The organism is Paenibacillus sp. 7516 (assembly GCF_002272715.1).
GTDB lineage: Bacteria > Bacillota > Bacilli > Paenibacillales > Paenibacillaceae > Paenibacillus > Paenibacillus illinoisensis_A.
The window spans coordinates 75,105-96,960 of sequence record NZ_NPBI01000006.1 but is presented as its reverse complement, the minus strand read 5'-3'; the positions used below and the strand labels follow the sequence as shown (position 1 = coordinate 96,960).

The window sequence follows — 21,856 nt, the reverse complement described above, 5'->3', positions numbered from 1 at the left end:
ATACGAAATGGAAAATATTTAGGTTTCACTCACGCTGCAGATTTCACAGTAAGAAAAGACGCTGCCGACATGAAGGTCGGAGCGTCTTTTTTATTTTTGAAACCTATAACCTCCTCCGTCCGTTTATACCTTACACAAAACCAAATATGACATTGGAGGAGGAATACATATGTTGAAAATGAGTCTGTCATCCCTTTTGAAGATTACCCTTGTTGCTGCCTTATCGGTGCCTGCAATTCTATCTATTCCCGTTGGCAGCACTGCCGCAGCCAGTCCTAACATGGTATCTGGTGCACTCACCGCACCACCACCGCCGGAGGAGCCAAATGTTCACTCACTGGCAGCTCTCAAGTATATATATCAGGCAGCAGGGAACGTTTCTCCGGGAGGAGGGCTGACAGCGAACGTTAATACATCAACAACCACCTACAAGGAAATGAAATCACTTCAGGTGGATTACCGGCTGGAACGCTGGACGGGCTCAAATTGGGTGACGTATCGGTCTGGTACCAAAAGTAAAACACAAACACAATCCCTGTCGGCACAGTCGAGCTGGACGGTGATCACAGGTTATTACTATCGGGTCGTTAGCACACATACTGCGAATGACGGAACGAATTCTGAAAATACAATCCATATTTCAAATAATGTATTATTTTGATTCATTGTCTCGTGCTGCCAGGGAATTTTTGTTCCTGCAGGTCATTGGCAATGGCAATCATTTCTTCCTTCGTGACCGTTCCAAACAAGCTCATGTTGACCGAACCCATCATCCACTGAAAGGTATTATATGGCGGGCCGATGGATACAAAAGCATCACTACCGTCAGCTAATTTGACTACACTTGTTTCACGAAGCATCGTCCCTTGGATGACCTGCCCAGGCTTAACATAGTAATAATCAAATTGAATAATTTGTTCTTCACCATTCACGCTCTCACCCGTGTAGCGGACTCTCATACGATCGGATTTATAATAGTCATCCGAATCAACCGGAATTTCAGGATTCACGGTCAGTTCAAATTTTATCTCTTTAAAACGCTCGGGTATCGCTCTTGACAACAAAAAGTCACCATTGAATCCCGAGCGGGCTATTTCTTCCGTTACGACGATATCATCAAATAAAATGTCTTTCTCCGCGGGTTGTTTTTGCAACTTCTCGGCCTCCTCGCCAGTAGCAATTATAGGAGCTTCGTTAATTCCGGGTTCAGGCGGTGGGAGTGTTTTGGCGGTAGAAGGATCCGGGCCAAGCTGTGCGGTGCGATCTTCAATAATGATGGATTTCATACCATTGCCCCAATCCTTAATTGATTGAACAAAAGGGGACACGGCCTGGGTTCCGGATGGCAGACTGAAAATGACGCCACCGATCGTTAGGGAGGCAGCTACCACAACGGATAATTTCAAGGTACGCATTCTTTTCTTTCTGACGGCAATCCGGGTAATTTCCTTTTGTACACGGAGCCAGGATTGATGCATCTGCTGGGAGTCGGGGGTAGGGGGAGCAGAGACAGCCTGATTGAAAGCCTCATCAAAGGCCAGATCAAAGGCTGCATCAAAATATTCTTCTTCCTGCTCTGTATGATAGTGCTCAATATGTCTATCTGACTTGCCTTTGCTCAATGGTCCCACCCCATTCCTTATGTAATTGCTTCTTGATACTACCACGGGCCCTGAACAAACGTTGTTTCACAATTTCTTCCGAAGTGTCCAGCAGCTCAGCCATTTCCCGATAGGACAGACCTTCTTTCCAGCGCAGCTCTATTAATACCCGGTATTCGGGTTTAAGCTGCTCCAGATAGAACTCAATAGATTCCTGCATCATTTGTGTCTCCACGGTACTCTCTACGGAAGCTGCCGTCTGATTGATCGTCTCCATATCTATAAAAACACTATCCGTATCCAGTTGGTTACGGTTATTTTTATTTTTTCTAAGATAATTAATGGCGGTGTTCCGGGTGACGACCTTAAGCCAGGCTTTCAGTTTGACTTCGTTCTCGAAAGAGGGTTTGTTTTTAATAATTTTAATAAATGCTTCCTGAATAATGTCTTCAGCTGCTGCACGTTCCTTGATGATATAAACGATGAGTCCATGAACCATATTATAGTATTCGTAATACACTTCTTCCTGAAGTGAAGGGCTCAAATTATGGAAATCTGAGGCCAAGAGTAATTGGAGCCGATTGGCCATGATGTTCTCCTTTCTGGTGAACAATCCACAAACATTGGTATCATTTCATTTTACAACATTATATGGAAACGATACAATGGGAGGTTGCTAAGACAACCTTAGAAAGGTGCACTCCGAAACCCAAAGAGGCTGCCCGCCAAACCAGTCATTCTGGTCTGCAAGACAGCCTTAAGATATCGATACAACGTGATTATTCATTGGAAAAGCTTAAAATGCCCAATCTCCATTCAGGAAGACCGCTTCCCGTTCTCCGCTTGCAGTAATCCCATAAATGTTGGTTTCTGGAGAACCCATCATGAAGTCTACATGCGTGATGCTGGAATTCATGCCACGAGAAGCAAGTTCTTCGGAGGACATGGTTTTCCCGCCTTCCATATTGAACGCATAGGAACTGCCGATCGCGAGATGACATGAGGCGTTCTCATCATACAGCGTGGTGTAATATAGAATGCCGCTCTCGGAGATCGGGGAATGGAAGGGTACAAGTGCAACCTCGCCAAGATAGTGAGATCCTTCATCCATGTTGATTAATCTTTCCAGGGTATCTTGACCTTCTTCCGCATGAAAATCAACGATTCTGCCATTTTCAAATGTGAGAGTGAAGCGATCGATAATACTTCCGCCATAACTCAGCGGTTTGGTGCTGGACACTGTACCGTTGACGCCATGTTTGCTAGGAGCAGTAAATACTTCCTCTGTGGGAATATTAGCTACGAAGCGAGTCCCTTGTTCATTTACACTGCCCGCTTGTGCCCAGATATGACCTTCAGGTAGTTCAACCGTCAGATCCGTTCCAGGGGAGACAAAATGGAGTGCTTTATACTTTTTGCTGTTTAGGGCAACTGCTTTATGTTCCAATCGATCGATATGCTGTTCCCAAGCTTCAACAGGATGATCCAAATCTGCTCTGACAGCGGCAAAAATGGCTTCCCAAAGCTGCTCCATCTGCTCAGCGGCTGGCAGCTCGGGGAACACTTTGGCAGCCCAGTCCGGTGAAGGGCAGGCAACACCTGTCCAGCTCATTTTGTCAGCCTGCTGATACTGTCGGTATTTGGCCATGGCTTGTCCATATGTACGCTGATGGGTCGAAATTCGTTCAGGATCAATCCCTTTGAGCAGATCTGGACTTGAAGAGAGTACCGTCAGAAAGGCAGCATTGTTCGCTGCGAGCTCTTCAAGTTCCGCAGCATGCCACTTGGGCGTCTCTTGGAATGATTCCAATGGAGCCATCTCGAATCTTAGGCGATTGACGGTTTCATCTCCATATTTTACGATGACTTGTTTGGCCCCGGCTTCGTATGCTTTACGAACGAGCAGGCGTACAAATTCAGCGGTATCGATCATGGCGCTGATGACCAGAATTTGACCGGGTTGTACGTTGGCCCCCACCTTGACTGCCAGCTCAGCATAACGATCCAATTTTTGTTCAAAACTTAACATGGTAGTGACCTCCGTATCTATAGTTTTCACCTGCTTACGCAGGAAAAGAGAGGAGTAATCTCCTCTCTTCATGTAGCGCAAAAATTAGAATGCCCAATTACCTTGCAGGAAGATCGGTTCTTCTTTTCCTTCGGAAGTGACACCGTGAATGTTCATGTCAGCCGATCCAACCATGAAATCCACATGGGTAAGGCTGGAGTTCAAACCGTTATCGATCAGTTCTTGCTTCGACATCGTTTTGCCGCCTTCCAGGCAGAATGCATAGGCATTACCGATGGCCAAGTGGTTGGATGCATTTTCATCGAACAGGGTGTTATAGAACAGAATGTTCGTGTCGGAAATCGGTGATTTATGAGGAACAAGAGCGACCTCACCCAGATAGTGCGCACCTTCATCCATTTCGATGAGGTTTTGCAGGGCATCATGTCCTTGCTCGGCAGTAAAATCAACAATACGACCATTCTCGAAAGTAAGAGAGAATCCATCGATCAGATTACCGCCATAGCTGAGTGGCTTGGTGCTGCGAACGGTGCCATTGACACCCGTTTTCAGCGGAGCCGTAAATACTTCCTCTGTTGGCATGTTGGCGATGAAGACATGACCCTGTTCATTCACGCTGCCACCGGAAACCCAGATGTGTCCTTCTGGAAGCTCAATGGTCAGATCCGTTCCAGGGGCAGTATAGTGAAGTTTCTTATATTTTTTCGTATTGAGCAGATCAGCACGTGAATCGAGATTTTGCAGATGTGTTTTCCATTCGGAAACAGCATCCTGCTCGCCAATACGAACAGTTTTGAAAATAACATCCCATAGCTTATCCACTTGCTGCTCCGCAGGCAGATCCGGGAATACTTTGGCAGCCCATTCCGGGGAAGGGACCGCAACGATGGACCAGCTGAATTTATCAGCCATCTGATAAGCACGGTATTTCTCCAGTGCTTTTCCGCGCACTTTTTGGCTGGTGACGATACGTTCTTGAGCCACACCATTTAAGAGATCAGGGTTCTCCGCGATGACATGCAGGATGGCAGCCCCTTCTTCAACGAGTTCCGTCATTTCGCCTGCAAACCATTTTGGTTCGATAGAGAATGCCTCATCCGGTGCGAGATCATAATGAAGACGTGTTACGGTTTCATCACTCCAGTTTACTTTGACCAGCTTGGCACCTGTTTCATAGGCAGCCTTCACGATCTTACGTACAAAATGTGCTGCAGTGATTGGTGCATTTACAACGAGTGTCTGTCCAGGATGGACGTTTACTCCCACTTTGACAGCTAGTTCCGCGTACTGCTGTAAATGAAGCTCAAAATGATTATTCATGCTATATTCTCCTCCTGTAATATAAGGTTTCCGTAGCTCGTTCACTGGAACATGAAGCCCTCAAATCATGTATGTAAGGATGCCCCCGAGGACCTTCATTTGAATAAGGTATACGTTGCTACGATATATATTGTACAATTAACCAATAATAATTACCAAACTAGGTTTACCATAATTGTTGTAGACCTGTTACAGATGAGAGATTAAAGGAGTGTATGTTGGTGAATATCGAAATTATTCGTGCCGAGATGCGTCGGGAAGACGAGAAATCCTATATTGGAACCACCGTTTTTCGTGCTGAAGGAGAAAAGTCCATTTATGAGGTAACGTTCATGAGCAAGAACGGCAAAGATTGGGATTATAGCCTCCATTTCACGGAGCAATCCGGTGATGAAGAAGAACTTCTGCGGATGGACGAGCTGCTCGAAAACGACGACGATGTATACGACAAGCTGCTTGACGCGGCTTTGGATGCTTTTCCTGCGTAATCAGAACGTAGGAAGTTGTTCTATTATGTGAATGAACAGACTATACTAGACGGTGTGTGCCCGAACGGGTATGCATCGTCTATTTTTAATTAGATGAGGGGAATAGATATCCCAAAAAGGGGCAGTCTATGGATGGCAAACAGAGGGACAATCGCCTGAATGGGAGGTAACCGTGGATGACATCTGACAATCTGATCACAGCAGGAATGACGGGGCTTGAAGAAGTCGCGCATGATATCCTCAGTCTGCGTACATTATTTGTTAATGTGGTATTCATCGGTGAACCGGGAAGCAGGAACTGGATTCTAGTGGATAGCGGGATGGCGGGATTTACAGATCATATTGTGCGGATCGCTGCAGAACGGTTTCAGGGTCCACCGTCCGCCATCATATTGACTCATGGTCATTTCGACCATGTTGGTACTGTAATAGAGCTTGAACAGTTCTGGGGTGTTCCGGTCTTTGCCCATTCACTAGAATTACCTTATTTAACGGGCTTTAAAGATTATCCACCAGCCGATCCTTCCGTAGGTGGGGGACTGATGGCAAGATTGTCTTTTGCCTATCCGAATGAAGCAATTAATTTGGATGATCGCATCTTCAGCCTGCCGGAGAATCATACGGTACCTGGTATGCCTGGATGGCGTTGGATTCACACTCCAGGACATACACCTGGTCATGTGTCGCTCTTTCGAGAGGAGGACCGTTTCCTGATTGCCGGGGACGCCATTATTTCGGTAAAACAGGAATCGCTATGGAGTGTGCTGCTGCAGGATGAACAGATGCATGGACCACCTGCATACTTTACGACGGACTGGGACGAGGCTCATCGATCGGTTCATGTGATCAGGAACTTGGAACCGCGCGTAGTGGTCACGGGGCACGGACATTCGCTGACAGGTGATTTTTTGCGTGATTCGCTTGAGGAGCTAGATATGAATTTCGAACAGAATGCTGTGCCGGAACACGGCAAATATGTCGATTAAACGATATGAAATGAACATTCGGAGGACAGCCGCGAACAGTGCAGCTGTCTTTTTTGTCGCCTGATGATGAAAATGTTCTATATCACAGATTGGTATTTTGTGCCCAGTCATGATATATTCGAGCCGTATAATATAACCCTAGTATGCAGGAGGTACATATAACATGACACAGAATTCAGCGTATGAGGAGCAATTTGGCGGAATTCCGGCGGTATGGCTTCGATTCAATCAATTTGAGGCGGCCTTAATTCCAAGCGTGGGTGCGAACCTGGTTGCGTTTCGTGATACAGAGCGCGGTCATCGCTATCTTCGTGAACCTGATTTGAATAATATGGATGCATTCAAGGCTGCTCCGGCCGTGTACGGCATTCCCGTTCTTTCTCCACCGAATCGCTATGAAGATGGCCGCTTTCCTTGGAATGGCGAAATCTATCAATTACCTGTAAATGAACCTGCTACGGGCAATCACTTGCACGGATTTTTACACGAGGCAGATTGGAAGGTAGAAGGATATGGAACGACTGAACTGGAGAGTTATATCCTGCTGAGCCAAGAGATCAAAGAAGGACACCTTTTCCATCAATACTTGCCGTTCACGTTCACGGTAACGCTTCGTTACTCTCTTGACAGCACAGGGCTCCAGCAGCAGCTGAAGGTTCGTAATAACGGCAAAGAGCGCATGCCCAATTTGTTTGCGTTCCATACAGCCATTAATGTCGCCTTTGTACCCGACAGTGATGTGTCGGACTATACCACCAAAATCACCATCGGTCAGCGCCGTGAGCTGAATGAACGTTCTTTGCCTACCGGCCAATTTCAACCGCTTTCACCGGATGAGGAGAAGTTGAAGGCGGAGGGTGTCAGCCCATTCTTCGAATCCATGGATAATCACTATACAGCGGAACCCCAGAATGGTCGAAATTATATGGAGCTCACGAACCAACGTACAGGGGATAAATTTGTTTATGATGTTGGAGCTTCATACAAACACTGGATGATCTGGAACAACAACACGGAAGGTGGCTTCTTCTGTCCTGAACCTCAGATGAACCTGGTTAATGCACCGAATGTGCAAGGTCTACCAGCCGAAGAAATCGGATTAGTCGGACTTGAGCCTGGTGAGATCTTCGAACAAGCCAGTCGTTTGTATCCAATCTATTCATAATTTCATAAGTCAATAAACGATTGCGTGTTTTGATGTGCGCTTACAATTTTGTCGAAAAGGTGAAAATCTAAACGACAATCATGTATAATATGACGAGATGATTAAATTTTCGAGAAACAGAATTCATCTTTTTGGAGGAGGAAAATCAAGTGGAATACCGCATTGAAAGAGATACGCTCGGAGAGATGAAGGTACCAGCGGACAGACTATGGGGGGCTCAGACACAGCGCAGTAAGGAAAACTTCCCGATTGGTCGTGAGCATATGCCGATGGAAGTTATTCGTGCACTTGCCATTTTGAAAAAGAGTGCTGCCGCGAGCAACCATAAGCTCGGCAAGCTGTCTGCCGCTAAATCGGATGCGATTGCCTATGCAGCGGACGAGATCATTGCCGGTCGGATTGACGATCATTTCCCGCTTGTGGTATGGCAGACTGGAAGCGGCACGCAGTCCAATATGAATGTGAACGAAGTCATCGCCAATCTGGGTAACCAGCTTCTTGAACAGAAGGGCAAGGAAGAGCGTTTGCATCCGAATGACGATGTGAACATGTCCCAGAGCTCCAACGATACGTTCCCGACAGCTCTGCATGTTGCAGGTGTACTTGCTGTCGAAGACCAGCTCTTGCCAGCCATTGCTGTACTCAAATCTACCTTTGCAGACAAATCCGATGCTTTCAAGGATATTATCAAGATCGGACGTACCCATCTGCAGGATGCTACTCCTATCACACTCGGACAGGAGATCAGCGGCTGGGAAGCAATGCTGGACAAGAGTGAGCGCATGATTCGTGATAGTGTTCAATATATGAAGGAACTGGCCATTGGTGGTACCGCCGTGGGAACAGGCATCAATGCTCATCCTGACTTTGGCGATTATACTGCCAAGGAGATCGGTAAACATACAGGTAAGGATTTTGTATCGGCACCAAACAAATTTCACGCACTTACAAGCCATGATGAAGTCGTTTATGCGCATGGTGCTGTTAAAGCGCTTGCAGCCGATCTGATGAAGATTGCCAATGACGTGCGCTGGCTTGCCAGTGGTCCGCGCAGTGGACTCGGAGAAATCCGCATTCCGGAGAACGAACCGGGTAGTTCCATCATGCCAGGCAAAGTGAATCCAACCCAGAGCGAAGCACTGACGATGGTTGTCACCCAAGTCATGGGGAACGATGCTGCGATCGGATTCGCGGCAAGTCAGGGTAACTTTGAGTTGAATGTGTTCAAACCGGTCATTATTTATAACTTCCTGCAGTCCGTACAACTGCTTGCGGACTCGATCATTGCTTTTAACGATAAATGCGCAGTGGGTATTGAACCTAATCTGGGTCAAATCGAACATAACCTGAACAACTCGCTTATGTTGGTTACTGCTCTTAATCCGCATATTGGATACGAGAATGCAGCCAAGATTGCGAAGCTGGCTCACAAAGAAGGATTGTCTCTGAAAGAGGCTGCTCTGCAGACCGGGTTGCTTACCGAAGAGCAGTTCGATCAGTATGTGGATCCTGCGAAAATGATTGCTCCAAAAGCTTAAGTTTTTTTATAGTAAAGACGTTAGAGGAAGAAACGACCTGCATATGCAGGTCGTTTTTTCTTGTTAGGGATACATCTAAGCCTTCTTGACTATGTCTGAATTTGTCAGAGCTTACAACCCCAGAATAGTCAGACTGCACCCACATGACCAAAATGCGTTTAACCCCAGAATGACAACCTTACACTATGTAAATGTTGAAATAAGACTTGATTGGATATAATGCTTGTCAGACTTCCGGTATCCATATAAACTACATAAGCAGATCAAAATTGTTGTGCGGTGAATTGATTGATTTCATTGGAGGTTTCCGCGTTGTCGAAGAAGAGAAGGTTTACGATACGCTCCAAAATTTTGTTGGGCTATCTCGTGGTTGTATTGTTATTTGGAGCTGCCTTGCTGGTTCTATCGGCTCAGATTAACGAATTGCAAAAAGAAAACGATTTTATAAGCCATCATGACCTCGAAGTACACAACTTGACCAATGCCATTGAGAAGGATGTACTTGATATGGAGACCGGACAGCGAGGATTCATGCTAACAGGAAAAGAAAGCTACCTGGAGCCTTACAATCAAGCACTCTCGGAGTGGAATTCGAACTATGACCAGTTATACGGACTTATCAGTGATAACCCATCCCAGCAACAGAGATTGCAAACGATTAAAACGCATATTTTACGCTGGATTGAGGTTGCAGCAGAACCATCCATTGCATTGAAAAATCAGGGTGATCAGGAGCAAGTGATTACGTTTTTCCAATCCGATCCGGGTAAAAACGAAATCGATTTGCTGCGTTCACAACTTACAGGCTTTCGCAATACAGAAATTGCTTTGACGGAAGCACGAGTAACCAGTCTTGCCGAACGCAGTTCCACCCTGCTTACGATCATGTATACCTTATGGGCTGCTATTGCAGCATTTTCAATCGGAGCAGCGATCATGGTCTCTGGTAATATTGTCAAAACGCTGCGTGACGTAAGACAAACCATTCGAGATATTTCCCAAGGCGGCAACTTGGCAGAACGGATTCATGTGCGAACAGAGGATGAAGTGGGTGACCTTGGACGGGAGACTAATAAGCTGCTCGATAAGGTACAGGAGCAAAATCGCGTGAAGGATCAGCTTACGAGTATCGCTACACTCCTGCAGAACCCGACTAATCTGGAGGGTTTGTCACGTCTGTTCCTGAATGAGCTTTCCATTCTGCTGGAGGTTCCCTACAGTGTACTGTACTATTGGAAGGATAATCGGCTCTTGCGCTTAGCAGCTTATGCAGCAGACGGGGAAAAAGAGCACTCCATCGGCAAAGTGTCACTTGCACCGGGCGAAGGACTCGTGGGTCAAAGTGCAGTGGAGAAACGGATACTGCGTATGAATGACTTGCCACAAAACTATATTCGAATCTCTTCGGGACTAGGCCATGCTTCTGCAACATCACTTACAGTCGTCCCTGTGATCTTCGAAGGCCGAACGATTGCGGTGATAGAGTTAGCTTCATTAAAGCCATTGCAGGAGAACGAACTCGAACAGCTTCATGAATTAGTTGAAATATTCAGCGTATCTCTACACTCCACGGCGACACGCATGGAACTGCAGCAGTTATATGATGAATCCCAGGTACTGAACGAGGAGCTCCAAGCTCAATCGGAGAAGCTTCAGCTGCAAACCGAGGAAATGCTGTCTCAAACAGAAGAACTGCAGATGCAAACCGAAGAGCTGCATATGCTGAACGAACGTCTGGAATTGCAAAAACATGCAGCAGAAACATCAGCGAGCGAGCTTGCGAGTGTAGCAGACCAGCTGCGAACAAGTTCGGGATACAAATCAGAATTTTTGGCTAATATGTCACATGAATTGCGCACTCCTCTGAATAGTATGCTCATCCTGTCCGAGATTTTGGCTGAAAACAAACATGAGAACTTGAGCAGCGAAGAACAAAAATACGCATCGGTCATTCATACTTCAGGCAAAGATTTGCTTAATCTGATCAATGACATTTTGGATCTGTCTAAAGTGGAGGCAGGGGAAATGGATATTGATCTTGGCGAAGTTTATCTCGGCGTCCTGCCGGAGACGATGAATCAGTATTTCTTAAAAACCGCTGAGCAGAAAGGAATCGACTTCCGGATTCAGATGCAAAGCCATTTACCGGAAACGATAGTCACGGATGAGATGCGCTTGCATCAGATTCTAAGAAATCTGCTCTCTAACGCATTTAAGTTTACACACGAGGGCGAAGTTGCTCTGACTATCTCCCGAATGAATCTGGCAAGCCCGGAAGCTGGTGGCCCAGAGACGGATGTTATTGCATTTTCGGTCAGTGATACGGGGATCGGCATTGCAGAAGATAAGCTGCTGCAGATCTTTGATGCATTCAAACAAGCGGATGGCGCGACTGCAAGGAAATACGGTGGAACGGGACTCGGCCTGTCCATTTCCCAATCTCTTGCGACTTTGCTCGGGGGTTCCATATCGGCGACCAGTCGCGAAGGACAGGGCAGTGTATTTACTCTTTTCTTGCCATTGAGACCTGAGGAGCCTGAGACGAAGAATACTTCACGACTATTCTTGAACGAAGTAGCTACAACGATTCCCATCGTGGGATCTTTATCTAATCCATCAAGGGATGAGATTCTGCTGACACCTCTGGAAGAATCGTTATTAAGGGGGCGTCAGGTTTTTGTCGTAGATGATGATATTCGTAACGTATATGCCCTTGCGAATGCACTTGAACAGTATGGCATGCATATCATTACCGCGCAGAACGGGTATGAATGTCTGGAGATGCTGGAACGCGGGGAAGCCAATCCCGATATCATTTTGATGGATATCATGATGCCGGAACTGGACGGTTACGATACGATACGTCAGATTCGGGAGCGATTGAAGCTGACCCAGCTGCCGATCATAGCATTAACGGCTAAAGCCATGAAAGAAGATCGTGATAAATGTATTGCAGCAGGTGCCTCGGACTATATTAGCAAGCCGCTGAATATCAAAGAGGTCATATCCCGAATGAAATTGTGGCTTAGTCCGGAAACGCTAGAGATTTAAGAACTTATTTACCGCAAATCAATCCTTTCATACACGTTATTAAACCAATGAAACATTGCCAAGCTCATGCTGCAATGATGTCATTGGTTTTATTTTTGTCATGTAAGCTCTGGAATCAAATTTGATGTTATAATACTTAACAAATAGTTTGATTCCGATGAAGTGAATGGGTTGTGGACCTTGGGGAAGTGCTTTTCATTTCCATTATAAGAGAAAAATATAACTCGATAAGTTATATATGCGGGAGGTTGTGTCTATGCAGCTTACGGTTAAAGAGGCTTTGCAAGTATATCCGTTGTCTGAGGCCAGACTCGTTGCCGGCGGGGAGGGGACTTCACGGATGATGAAATCCGTTAACGTCATGGACGCCCCAGATATCGCGGATTGGATTAAATCCGGAGAGTTGTTATTCACAACCGCTTTTATCATGAAAGACAACGAAACAGATGCTCTTCGATTAATGCGCAGACTAAATGACCGCGGATGTGCAGGACTCGGCATTAAACTCGGACGTTTCTGGCAGTCCATTCCCCAAGGGATCATAGAAGAGGCGGACCGTTTACGTTTGCCGCTACTGGAACTGCCATTCCAGTTCACGTTTTCGGACCAAATGAATGCTCTGTTCAAGGCGGAACACGAGCGAAGTCACCGGCTGCTGCATGAAGTTGTACAGAAACAGAAGAAGCTGATGCATTTTGCATTACAACAACAACAGCAGCATCGAAATGTATTTGCCGAGCTTGCGACCGTATTAAACTACCCACTTGCAGTTATAGGCTCCAGGGGACATGTACTCTATGGTAGTGAGACGATTGCCGGAGATGCACTGGTACAGGGGTGGCCATGGAAATCCGTTATGCATCGCGTGAAATGGAATCAGGGCAGTTGTCATCGGGTTCCCATCAAACAAAATGATGAAGAGTATGGGTTCCTGCTCGTGTTCACAGATTCAGCACTCTCCCTGCGGGCAGAGGAAGAATTATTTCAGCAGGCTGCGGACGTACTGGCATTTTATATGGATATGACCTATCGTGAACACATAAACCCGACCGTGCAGGATGAGATGCGTACATTGTTAACCCAATACCTCGATAACAAAATGACGGTGGAAGAGTTGACCAGACTCAGTGAGAACAAAGGCGTTCATCTGTTCCAGGGTACTTATCAATGCGTGCTCATTACGCTGGAACCTTCAGTTTTCACTGAGGGGAAGCTGCTGAAGCAAATTCATCGTGAACTGCAATATAATCCATTGATGCAATTTACGGCGTCGCAGCATTTTCAGATGGAAGATGGCATTCTGTCGATATATACATGCCCGACAGGGCGCGACTATGGGGAGGAACTTTCGGGTTTTCTGCTCAGTCGCTTCGCGGATGTGTTATCTGCACAGGAGGCAAAAGGAGCATCTGTGCCGAGATTCTGGATTAGTAAAATGAAACATGAGCCCAAATCACTACGTGAAGCTTATCAGGAATGCCTGGATACCCGGCAGCTGGCACGCCGCTTCGGAATGAAGGATCGTGCACTCCAGTTCGAGATGTTGGAGTTTGCCTACGTGTTCCAACATGTCCCGGATAACATCATGGAGAATTACTGTAATAAAGTATTGGAACCTCTGCTGGCTAGAGATGGGGATACTAATCACATCTTGATGAACACACTCGAATCTTTCATTGAGAACGATGGACTGATCAACGAAGCTGCGAAGCAGCTGTTTGTTCACCGCAACACCATTACCTACCGTATGGAGAAAATCGGAAGTCTTCTGCAGATGGATTTTAAAAAAACGAATGACTTGTTAAAGTTAAAACTGGTATTTACGTTCCGTAAATTTGGCCGGGATAAAAGAACCGAGAGACCATAAGGATGCATTAGCCAGAGAGTGAACAGATTCCAGATAGAAATACACAACTTAAACAAATCCGGAGTTACCGACTTTTGTGCTTCATAACCATCATCCTAATGTTGATAAAAAACCGTACGCCCCTTATCGGGGCGTACGGTTTTTTAGATTATGTGACATGGAAATCCTTAATCCCTGTGCACAGATAACAGTTCGAGAATATGATGTTATGTTATATTACAAAATTGCGTAGATATTATTGCTGCATCCTGCCCTGAACCTTAGAATGAAGAACAACAATTCACAGAAGACCGGAGGTTCTGACATGAGCGATTTTATGAAACTCGTTAACAGCTGGTCTGTCACACAGTTCGTGCATACCTTTGGTGGCTTATTTGAGGAATCACCATGGGTGGCTGAACGTACCTGGACTTTGCGACCCTTTAATTCATTGGAACACATGATGAATATCATGAAACATGTTGTTGAAACGTCTGACGACGACGTCATCCTGCAGCTGCTGCGCAACCATCCCGATCTCGGAGCAAGAATCAGTATGAGCAGCAATTCCGTGAAGGAACAAGCTGGTGCTGGACTGGATTCTCTCTCTCCCGAAATGTATGACGAATTGAGTCAATTAAACAAGGAATATACAAGCCGATTCGGCTTTCCATTCATATTGGCGGTAAAAGGTCATACCGCTCAGTCCATTCTTGAATCGATGCGTCAGCGTCTCTCACGAGATAGAGATGAAGAATTTCAAACGGCTTTAAATGAAGTATTCAAAATTGCATCTATCCGTCTGGAGAAGTGGCTGGTTCAAATTGGGCATGAACATGAAATTGAACCGAAGCCTGCTGTGGTGCCGAAACGAACCATGTATTACGGCAAAGGTGACGTGTGGTTGTATCGCTCCTATGCCAAACCTCTAACCGGGATCGGATCAATACCGGAATCCCCATTTACCGGCAGAAGCAATGTTCTCTTCGGCATGAACATTAAGGTAGCTGTGCAAGGGGATGCATTCTTGCCTTCGTTTACGGAAGGGGATAATTCCAGCATCGTGGCCACGGATTCCATGAAGAATTTTATTCTCAAACACGCTGCGAGTTATACCGGTGCTACCGTTGAGGGATTTCTTGCGTATGTGAGTCAGCTCTTTCTTGAGACATACCCTCAAATGACGAAAGTTCAGATGACCGCGGATCAAATCCCTTTTGAAGATGTACCCATTGGAGTCGATGGAAGTTATCGATCCAGCACGATGGTATTCCGGTATTCGCAAAATGATCGGGGTACGGCTGCAATAGAGGCAGAACGTAACGGTAATCAAATTGAATGGAGTAACCATTTCAGTGGTCTAGCTGATCTGCGACTGATCAAGGTTAAGGGGAGTGAATTTGCGGGATTTATCAAGGATGAATATACTTCACTGCCTGAGACAAGAGATCGTCCCTTGTTCATTTTTCTGGATATCAATTGGCGGTACCACGACCCAAGAGATGGAATGGACGATACGCGCGGACGTTATGTGGCCGCTGAACAAGTAAGTGATATTGCTGCTGCCGTGTTTCACGAATGCCGTTCTGCATCCATTCAACATTTGTTGTATCAGATCGGACTCCGTGTATTGAAGCGTTTCGGGCAATTGAGTGAAGTATCGTTTGAATCCAACAATCGGACATGGGATACCGTGCTGGAAGAAGTGACTGAAGGAGAAGGCAAGGTGTATACCGAGCCCAGACCACCATACGGGTTTCAAGGTTTTTCAATGACCAGGGAAGATCTTGAAGCAGAGGACAATGATTCGAAGAGAGAAGGTAGATCGTAATGGCAGAGGCTGGAGGACGCATAACAACTCACGTACTGGATACATCCAAAGGAGTACCAGCCGAGGGAGTTCGAATCGCACTGCATCTTGTCCAAACGGATGGAGAAGCGGAGTCCAGGATAAAAGTTACCGAGTCAGTGACCAACGGTGATGGCCGTCTGGATGCACCCTTACTGGAGGGGGGGCGTCTGGAGCAAGGCATTTATGAGCTTCATTTTGACGTCGAAAAGTACTATACAACTCGTTCACCTGAACAATCAGTGCCAGCATTATGGACGGTTGTACCCATCCGTTTTGCCGTATCCGATACGGAAAGTCATTATCATATCCCTTTACTAATCGCTCCAGGAGGTTACAGTACATACCGCGGAAGCTGAAGAATTTTGAACACAGGTTCTGCACAGGGAGGGCATCCAAATGGCAAATTTTGATTCGATCATCCGGGGAGCCCGGGTCGTGTTAAAAGATCGTGTACAGCAGCTGGACATTGGTATCCAAGATGGGAAAATCACAGCTTTATCCTCTAGGCTGAAGGTTGAGGAAGGAACTGAGGTAGTCGAAGCAGCCGGTTTCACCGTTATGCCTGGCGTAGTGGATATCCATGTTCATTTTAATGAACCGGGGCTGGCCAGTTGGGAAGGATTCAGTTCGGGATCGGCTGCGCTTGCTGCAGGAGGAATTACCACTTATGTTGATATGCCGCTTAATGGAGTCCCGCCAACGACAAGTCCGGAAGCTTGGGATATGAAAAAGCAAGCTGCCCAGGATCGCTCCTATGTCGATTATGCATTCTGGGGAGGGTTAGTTCCGGGTAATCGGCAGCAGCTAATGAACTTAGCTGAGTCCGGCGCAGCCGGATTCAAGGCATTTATGTCGGAGCCGGGTGGAGAAGGAGAGGACATCTTTGCAAGAGCCGATGAGCAAACGCTTTTGGATGGAATGCACGAGATTGCGAGGCTCAATCGTGTACTTGCCCTTCATGCCGAAGATGAAGAAATGGTTGCACAGCTTGGCGCGAGAAGCATTGCCGAAGGAAAGACAGGGCCAATGGATTATGTGAAATCCCGTCCTGCAGAAGCAGAAGTCGTAGCCGTCACCAGGGCGCTTCAATATGGAGAACAAACCGGGTGTCCGCTGCATTTCGTGCACATCAGTACGAGAGAAGCGTTAGAACGAATTGCGGAAGCCAAGGGGCGCGGTCAGGACGTCACTTCTGAAACTTGCCCGCATTACCTGACGCTCACAGAACAGGATGTAGTTCGGTTGGGGGCTGTGGCGAAGTGTGCTCCACCTCTCCGCAGCAGCGCCGAACAAGAGACATTATGGGATGCACTGGCATCCGGGCTTATTGACGTCATCGCATCCGATCATTCACCGTGCCCGCCATCCATGAAACAGTCGGACAATTTTTTTGAAATATGGGGCGGTATTTCCGGTGCGCAGAGCACACTGCTGATCATGCTGGATGAAGGTCATCTTCACCGCCGTTTAAGCTTGCCTTTACTCGGAAGGGTTCTTGCTTTGCAGCCGGCCAGAAGGCTTGGGCTTGAGAGTAAAGGAGAAATTGCAATCGGTAAAGACGCGGACCTTGTGCTTATTGATTGGAATACGAGTACCACATTAAACATGGACGATTTACTATATACCCATAAACAGAGTCCATATATCGGACGTACATTTGCATGCGCCGTAGCTGAAGTGTACTGCCGAGGGATCAAAGTATATAGCGCAAAGGAAGGGCTATCCGCTAAGCCTGCAGGTCAGTTTATTGCTGCTGGCTCGTATGGGAAAAATGGCACGCGCGGAACGGAGGAGTATCATGACAGAGTTTGAAACGTTCATGGGTTCCGAGACGGAAGAGCCGATTCTTCCCTTGCCGCAGCTGGAAGAAGTGAAGCTTCAAGGCATGCTGGATTGGCTGTCCACATTCGGAGCTGATGCCAAAGGCGGCGTAACTCGCCTGCTGTATGACAAAGCCTGGTGCGAGGCACAGCATGCCCTGGCTGCACGGATGGAGCAAATGGGACTGCTTCCCGAATTCGACCAGTCCGGCAATCTATATGGCACGTTACGAGCTGCAGATTCTGAAGCAGGAGCTGAGCAGCTCCCCATAGTGACCGGATCACACATTGATTCTGTCGTTTACGGTGGAAGATATGACGGTGCCTACGGTGTAGCGGCAGGAGTACTGGCTCTGGAGTACTTACGACAACATTTCGGGGCGCCGAAGCGTACGCTGCAAGTGGTTTCGCTATGCGAAGAGGAAGGAAGCCGATTTCCATTTGCCTATTGGGGATCACGAAGCATTACGGGGATCACCTCTCTTGAAGACATTCAACACTTGACGGATAAGGATGGAATACCTTTTTCACAAGCGATTCGTGAAGCTGGGTTCGGGTCAGACAGTGGCTACAGACCGGCTGCTCAAAAGTATGGAGCCTTTATTGAACTTCACATCGAACAAGGTCAGGTGCTTGAACGACTTGGTCATTCGATTGGAATTGTATCCGATATCGTTGGCCAGAAGCGATTGAGCATTTCGATTAGTGGCGAAGCGAATCATGCGGGTACAACGCCTATGTCATGGCGGAAGGATGCACTGGCAGGTGCAGCCGAGATGATTACAGCGGTTAGAACGATTGCTATGGCAGCAGGTGAACCCCTTGTGGCAACGGTTGGCCGGATCACTGCTGAACCAGGTGTAGGTAACGTGGTCGCGGCACATGCCGAATTCTCGCTTGATATCCGACATATCCGGCAGGAGAGTATTGATCGGTGCTGGCATGACCTGCTTCAGGCCTTTCTTCAGATTGCATCCAAACTGCAGCTTGAATTGAACTGGGAAGAACACTTGTCGGTTGCTCCGATTCCAATGAACGAACAAATCACAGCAGATATTCAGAATATTTGCCAACAGGAGCAGCTGTCCTATATGCATATGCCCAGCGGAGCTGGCCATGATTCACAGATTTTTCAGCCAGCCTGCCCGACAGCAATGATTTTTGTACCAAGTCAGGCCGGGATCAGTCACAGTCCCCTTGAATTCACAGCTGAGGAGGACCTGATGCGAGGATTTCGGGTTCTCGTTCAGCTACTCTATAAATACGGTTACGGGAGTTGATTGACCATGTCCAGCTATAGAGAATTATCTCCGTCCTTGCGAACCATCATGACCCCGGGACCAGTTGAAGTCGACCCCCGAGTTCTAAGGGCTTTGTCCTTCCCGATCCTCGGACAGTTTGATCCGGAGTTTACGTCCCTGATGAATGAAACGATGGTCATGCTGCGTGAATTATACATGACCAACAATGAGTGGTGTTATCCGGTAGATGGCACCTCACGTTCCGGCATTGAAGCCGTGTTGGTAAGTTTAATCCAGCCGGGGGATAAGGTATTGGTCCCCATATACGGACGGTTTGGACATTTGCTTGTAGAAATATCGGAGCGCTGCGGTGCGGAGGTTGTATGTATTGAAACGACTTGGGGATCGGTCTTTGATCCGGAAGAAGTGATCAAGGCTATTCATACTCATAAGCCGGATATTGTGGCCATGGTTCATGGAGAGACATCCACCGGCCAGATGCAACCCCTCGCCGAGATCGGCAAAGTATGCCGTGAATTGGATCTTCTTCTCGTCGTTGATGCGGTTGCCACTATAGGTGGTACTCCCGTTAAGACCGATACCTGGTATCTGGATGCGGTCATGGGCGGAACGCAGAAGTGCTTATCCGTTCCTTCCGGCATGGCCCCATTGACATATAACAGCCGTGTGGAGAAAAAATTGATGAGTCGCAAAACGGTCGAACGCGGACTCCGTGACGCGACAAGCGTGAGAGCAGAGGGACGAACCATTGCAAGCAACTATTTTGACCTGAGTCAGCTGCAGGATTATTGGAGTTCTGCCCGGTTGAATCATCATACAGAAGCTACATCGATGCTCTACGGTTTACATGAAGGTTTGCGAATTTTGCTTCAGGAAGGACTGGAAGCCCGTTTCGAGCGGCATCGGATTAACGAAAGCGCGCTCGTCGCTGGAATTCAGGGTATGGGGCTTCGAATTTATGGAGACATGTCCAGCAAACTTCCGGTAGTGACGTGTATCCATATTCCGGAAGGGATCGATGGCGAATCCGTACGAAGCATGCTTTTACATGATTTCGGCATCGAAATTGCGAGTTCATTTGGTCCTCTTAAGGGGAAAATCTGGCGAATTGGAACGATGGGCTTCAGCTGTCAGCGCAAAAACGTCCTGCATGTGCTTGGTGCACTGGAGGCGGTTCTGCTCCGTCATCGCCACGGGCTACCTGCGGGTGAGGCAGTGCAGGCAGCACTCGACGTGTACGCTGGAAAGGAGGAAGCCTTATGTTAAATCAGATGCCCGTGTCCAGAGAGGTGATGGTCACCTCACCACATTATCTGGCGAGCGCGGTTGGAAGCTCGATTCTCCAGAAGGGTGGTAACGCTTATGATGCTGCTGTTGCGGTGAGCGCAGCACTGGGCGTAGTTTATCCGCACATGACTGGACTTGGAGGAGACGCCTTTTTCCTCATTCACGATGGAGCAAGCGGAGAGATTACCGCTTATAACGGAAGCGGCCGCTCGGCAGCAGGTATTCATGCCGATACGTTCAAAGCAATGGGCATGAATGCCATTCCCCAGCGCGGTGTGCTAAGTGCGATAACGGTTCCGGGAATGGTGGATGCATGGTGGGAAGTGTGGTCCCGCTACGGGCGATTACCATGGGAGCAGCTGCTTGAACCAGCCGCGCAGTACGCGGAGAAGGGGTGTCCTGTATCGCGCAATCTGCGCCTGTGGCTGGAACGGGATGAGGATTTCATTATGGGGCATTCGCCGCTGCGAGCGGTATTTGCCCCTTACGGCACATTGCTTCAGGAAGGAGAGCTGCTCGTCCAGACCGAACTGGCTGCTTCCATTCGCCTGATTCAGGCGGGAGGACGGGATTCTTTTTATACAGGAGAGCTTGCAGATCGTCTGACTTCAGCGATTCGAGAAGATGGCGGCATGCTGGCACCTCAGGACTTTGCAGCACACAAGGGAGAATGGGTAAAGCCTGTCAGCACGGAATACCGGGGTTATCAGGTTCACCAAATGCCGCCCAACTCGCAGGGCTTCTCTATATTGATGATGTTAAATATGCTTGAACACATAGATCTCTCTTCCGTAAGTCGTACTTCGCCGGAGTTCTACCATTTGATGGCCGAAGTGGTGAAAAAGGCGTTTCGTGATCGTGACCGGTACCTTACCGATCCTGACTTTCGCGAAATCCCCTTGAATCAATTGTTATCGAAGACTTACGGGGATGAGTTATGGAATGAGATCCAGTCTACACCTCCTGTAGCACAGCCTTTCTTGTCCAAAACGATTGGGCAGGATACAGCCTACGCTGCTGTAGTCGATCAGGAAGGCAACGCTGTCTCGTTTATTCAGAGTCTGTACTTTGATTTTGGCGCAGCCTACGTTCCTGGTGATACTGGCGTAATTATGCAAAATAGAGGCTCCTTTTTCTCTCTCGATTCGACAGATGCGAATGTGCTTGAACCCAATAAACGCTCTTTTCATACGCTCATGCCTGGTCTTGTCACCCGCAATGGGAAGCCTTATATGCTTCTGGGTACACAGGGCGGAGAAGGGCAGCCTCAGACGCAGTTATCCGTACTTACAGGCGTTCTCGACTATGGTCTGACCATTCAGGAAGCAATCGGTCTGCCACGCTGGGTCTACGGACGGACGTGGGGTGAAGAAGGCGACACGATGCGGGTGGAGAATCGCTATCATGATGACGTATGCGAGACGCTGGCTCACTGGGGACATAACGTGGAGATCAGAGCGCCATGGGATGACATTATGGGCCAGTCGCAAGGGATTGTCATCCGTGAGGATGGCATGATTAGCGGAGCTGCCGATCCCAGAGGAGATGGCATGGCCATCGGATGGTAACCACGCGTGGTTGCTGCTTGGATTGATTAAGGTTTCTCATGAA

The 21,856-nt window shown here is 47.6% G+C and carries 17 protein-coding genes; 13 read left to right on the top strand and 4 right to left on the bottom strand.

Annotated elements, in window-relative coordinates; all coding sequences use genetic code 11:
* The first annotated feature begins 169 nt into the window (after positions 1–169).
* The gene (locus tag CHI14_RS03900; RefSeq protein WP_095287112.1) at positions 170–661 is read left to right on the top strand and encodes a hypothetical protein; all 492 of its coding nucleotides are present in this window, start codon (positions 170–172) and stop codon (positions 659–661) included.
* Position 662: 1 nt separating this feature from the next.
* Here the strand turns inward: CHI14_RS03900 and CHI14_RS03895 are convergent, their stop codons facing one another.
* The 4 genes from CHI14_RS03895 to CHI14_RS03880 all read right to left on the bottom strand — a co-directional run bounded on the left by CHI14_RS03895 (position 663) and on the right by CHI14_RS03880 (position 4,950).
* Complete coding sequence (locus CHI14_RS03895) at positions 663–1,622, bottom strand: hypothetical protein (protein WP_095287111.1); 960 nt, start codon at positions 1,620–1,622, stop codon at positions 663–665.
* Entirely contained in the window at positions 1,600–2,190 is a 591-nt protein-coding gene (locus CHI14_RS03890; RefSeq protein ID WP_095287110.1) for an RNA polymerase sigma factor, read from the bottom strand. Before CHI14_RS03890 ends, CHI14_RS03895 begins: the two co-directional genes overlap by 23 nt.
* A 207-nt stretch (positions 2,191–2,397) precedes the next feature.
* Positions 2,398–3,630, bottom strand: coding sequence for an aminopeptidase (locus CHI14_RS03885; protein WP_095287109.1), 1,233 nt, complete (start codon positions 3,628–3,630; stop codon positions 2,398–2,400).
* A gap of 84 nt (positions 3,631–3,714) precedes the next feature.
* Positions 3,715–4,950 carry an aminopeptidase gene (locus CHI14_RS03880; RefSeq protein WP_095287108.1) on the bottom strand — a complete coding sequence of 412 codons (1,236 nt, stop codon included), beginning with the start codon at positions 4,948–4,950 and terminating at the stop codon, positions 3,715–3,717.
* Positions 4,951–5,165: 215 nt separating this feature from the next.
* Here CHI14_RS03880 and CHI14_RS03875 point away from each other — a divergent pair, with 215 nt between their 5' ends.
* The 12 genes from CHI14_RS03875 (at position 5,166) to ggt (ending at position 21,813) form a co-directional block, all read left to right on the top strand.
* A complete protein-coding gene (locus CHI14_RS03875; protein ID WP_221192408.1) occupies positions 5,166–5,438 on the top strand; it encodes a hypothetical protein in 273 nt (90 codons plus the stop codon).
* A 176-nt stretch (positions 5,439–5,614) separates the two neighbouring features.
* A complete protein-coding gene (locus CHI14_RS03870) occupies positions 5,615–6,424 on the top strand; it encodes an MBL fold metallo-hydrolase (protein ID WP_095287107.1) in 810 nt (269 codons plus the stop codon).
* Positions 6,425–6,587: 163 nt separating this feature from the next.
* Positions 6,588–7,589: an aldose 1-epimerase gene (locus CHI14_RS03865; RefSeq protein WP_095287106.1), complete on the top strand. Its 1,002-nt coding sequence runs from the start codon at positions 6,588–6,590 to the stop codon at positions 7,587–7,589.
* Positions 7,590–7,738: 149 nt separating this feature from the next.
* On the top strand, positions 7,739–9,127 hold the full coding sequence (gene fumC, locus CHI14_RS03860) for a class II fumarate hydratase (RefSeq protein ID WP_095287105.1): 1,389 nt from the start codon (positions 7,739–7,741) through the stop codon (positions 9,125–9,127).
* A gap of 312 nt (positions 9,128–9,439) precedes the next feature.
* Entirely contained in the window at positions 9,440–12,178 is a 2,739-nt protein-coding gene (locus CHI14_RS03855) for a CHASE3 domain-containing protein (RefSeq protein ID WP_095287104.1), read from the top strand.
* Positions 12,179–12,434: 256 nt separating this feature from the next.
* The gene (locus CHI14_RS03850) at positions 12,435–14,045 is read left to right on the top strand and encodes a PucR family transcriptional regulator (protein WP_095287103.1); all 1,611 of its coding nucleotides are present in this window, start codon (positions 12,435–12,437) and stop codon (positions 14,043–14,045) included.
* 304 nt (positions 14,046–14,349) lie between these two features.
* Positions 14,350–15,855, top strand: coding sequence for a factor-independent urate hydroxylase (gene pucL, locus CHI14_RS03845; RefSeq protein ID WP_095287102.1), 1,506 nt, complete (start codon positions 14,350–14,352; stop codon positions 15,853–15,855).
* Complete coding sequence (uraH, locus tag CHI14_RS03840; protein ID WP_095287101.1) at positions 15,855–16,232, top strand: hydroxyisourate hydrolase; 378 nt, start codon at positions 15,855–15,857, stop codon at positions 16,230–16,232. Before pucL ends, uraH begins: the two co-directional genes overlap by 1 nt.
* 40 nt (positions 16,233–16,272) lie before the next feature.
* Positions 16,273–17,688: an allantoinase AllB gene (gene allB / locus CHI14_RS03835; protein ID WP_095287100.1), complete on the top strand. Its 1,416-nt coding sequence runs from the start codon at positions 16,273–16,275 to the stop codon at positions 17,686–17,688.
* Entirely contained in the window at positions 17,675–18,976 is a 1,302-nt protein-coding gene (locus CHI14_RS03830) for a Zn-dependent hydrolase (protein WP_249280990.1), read from the top strand. The genes allB and CHI14_RS03830 overlap by 14 nt, the downstream gene beginning before the upstream one ends.
* Positions 18,977–18,982: 6 nt before the next feature.
* Complete coding sequence (locus tag CHI14_RS03825) at positions 18,983–20,224, top strand: pyridoxal-phosphate-dependent aminotransferase family protein (RefSeq protein ID WP_095287099.1); 1,242 nt, start codon at positions 18,983–18,985, stop codon at positions 20,222–20,224.
* On the top strand, positions 20,218–21,813 hold the full coding sequence (ggt, locus tag CHI14_RS03820) for a gamma-glutamyltransferase (protein WP_095287098.1): 1,596 nt from the start codon (positions 20,218–20,220) through the stop codon (positions 21,811–21,813). Before CHI14_RS03825 ends, ggt begins: the two co-directional genes overlap by 7 nt.
* Positions 21,814–21,856 lie beyond the last annotated feature (43 nt).